Source organism: Kitasatospora sp. NPDC004669, assembly GCF_040609455.1.
Classification (GTDB): domain Bacteria; phylum Actinomycetota; class Actinomycetes; order Streptomycetales; family Streptomycetaceae; genus Kitasatospora.
The window spans coordinates 1-1,948 of the sequence record NZ_JBEXKB010000206.1; the positions used below are offsets into that span (position 1 = coordinate 1).

General features: G+C 68.0%; 1 protein-coding gene. It reads right to left on the minus strand.

Annotation, left to right across the window (positions count from 1 at the left end; translation table 11 throughout):
* Window positions 1-126: 126 nt before the first annotated feature.
* Window positions 127-1,854 (minus strand): IS1634 family transposase, encoded by a 1,728-nt coding sequence (locus ABZW30_RS46900; RefSeq protein ID WP_355677479.1) that lies wholly within the window; start codon window positions 1,852-1,854, stop codon window positions 127-129.
* Window positions 1,855-1,948 lie beyond the last annotated feature (94 nt).

Here is a 1,948-nt window from a genome sequence, read left to right on the forward strand (position 1 = left end):
CCCGAGTTCGACAGTCGGCGGGCACACGATCATGACGGATTGTGGTTGTGACCTGCGGGAACGGGCGTGAGGTGCCGGCGGGGGCGTGTGTCCACGCCTCCGCCGGGTCTTTGTCCTGGTCAGGGCCTATTCGGTGGTGGTGAGGCCGCTCAACTTTGCCGGCATTGGGATGCCGCAGGTCTTGAAGATCTGCTCGTGGGTGTCGGTGGTCTGGGTGGTCTGTTCGAGCCGTCCGCCGGGCCCGGCGAGGGTGACCTGGTGAATGCGCTGCAGTTCGGTCCTGATGGTCCGCCAGGTGAGGTTGGTGCGGCGTTCGGCGACGCGGATCAGTAGCAGGGCGAGCCAGCAGAGCAGGACGTGGGCTCGGATGCGGTCGTCGAGGCGGTGGTAGACCGGCCGCAGATACAAGGTCGACTTCATGGTGCGGAAAGCCCGTTCGGCTTCCAGGAGGTTCTTGTAGCCGAGTGCGACGTCCTCGGCGGTCATATCCGGGTCGGAGGTGGCCAGCAGGTACTTCCCGTCGAGGTTGGCCTCGGTCTTGACCTTGGCGCGGTCGATGGACAGCCGGCCGGTCGTGGACTGCTTGAGCCAGCGGCCGAGCGAGGGGTGGTCCCGCAGGGCGCACTCGGCCTTGCGGTGAGGCGCGTCCGACGGCATGACGGCTCGCTTGAGGCCGGCCTTGGCGGCGCGTTCCCTGGCCTTCTTGGCATCTGCCGCGCGGGCAGTGGAGATCCGGCTGAGTTCCTCGGCGATCGCTTCGAGTTGCTGTTCGCGTCGGAGCCTGTCCCGCTCGGCCTCGGCGGGGTTGTGGCAGATGATCCAGCGTCTGCCCGGGTCGGAGTCCAGGCGGACCTCCTTGACCCGCAGGTTGTCCCGAACATGCTGGTAGCGGCCTTGTCGGGCAAGGGCCTCGGCGGCTTTCGCGGAGCCTTCGCGCATCTTGACGCCGGTGATGTAGTGCCCGCCGGCGCGGGCGAGGCAGGCGAGGTTGACCTCGCCGGAGAAGCCGGAGTCGGTGACGGTGACCACCCGGCCCAGGCGCCAGGCCCGCAGATCGGCTTTGACCTGCTCGATCACACTCTGGTCACTCGTGTTCCCGGCCCAGGTCCAGCAGCGGACCGGGATGCCCTCGCGGGTGACGGCCAGGCCGATCACGACCTGCGGGAGGTCCTTCCGGTGGTCCTTGGAGTGCCCGTAGCGGCGAAGGGCCCCGTCCGCGATGTCGGCGTCGTCTCGTTCGAAGTAGGTGCTGGTGGTGTCGAAGAAGATCAGGTCGACCTCGAGGTCGAGGAGGTTCGCCGCGGCGAAGAACACCGCTTCCTGGATGGCGGATTGGGTCTCTTTGCCGACGAGCAGGTCCATGGCCCGGTAGGCGTGCTGTTCGGCGATCTCACCGGCGCCGGGGATCACCACGTCCCGACTGGCCCACTCGGTCGCTGCCCGCTTGGAGTCCGGTGCCACCGCCCGGTTGGCGACCAGCGCGAACAGCGCCCGCTCCACGTCGGTGCGAAACCGGCGCGTGTCCAGCACCTTGGCCAGGGCCTGGTCGATGCCCAGCAGCTTCCACAGACCGTCGAGCAGCCACACCGCACCGATCGGACGGGAGGCCACCACCTCCAGCGGGCCGCCCTCGACGCCCAGCGGCTCGGCGACGTCCACGTCCGTGTCGCCGAGATAGCGGTTCAGGGATGCGACCAGACGGCGCAGGGAGTCCAGGTCGAGCTTGTCCTCCCGTCCGAGGTTGAGCAGAACATCAGCCTGCGTCGTGCCACCCACCCGCCGGTTCGTGGCCAGCTGCACGTACCGCACGACGCTGCCGTCCCTGTTCCGCCGCTGGGTCTTCCGCACGTACATGCCCGCATGATGCCCAGTCAGTCCAGGCCACAGCAGCAGAACACCTGAACTCGCGTGTCCGCAGACCGATACCGCTCCAGACCACTCAAATCAC

What these genes read in the sequence shown, in the direction of transcription:
- ABZW30_RS46900 (WP_355677479.1), bottom strand. Translation starts at nt 1,854, where the DNA reads ATGTACGTGCGGAAGACCCAGCGGCGGAACAGGGACGGCAGCGTCGTG.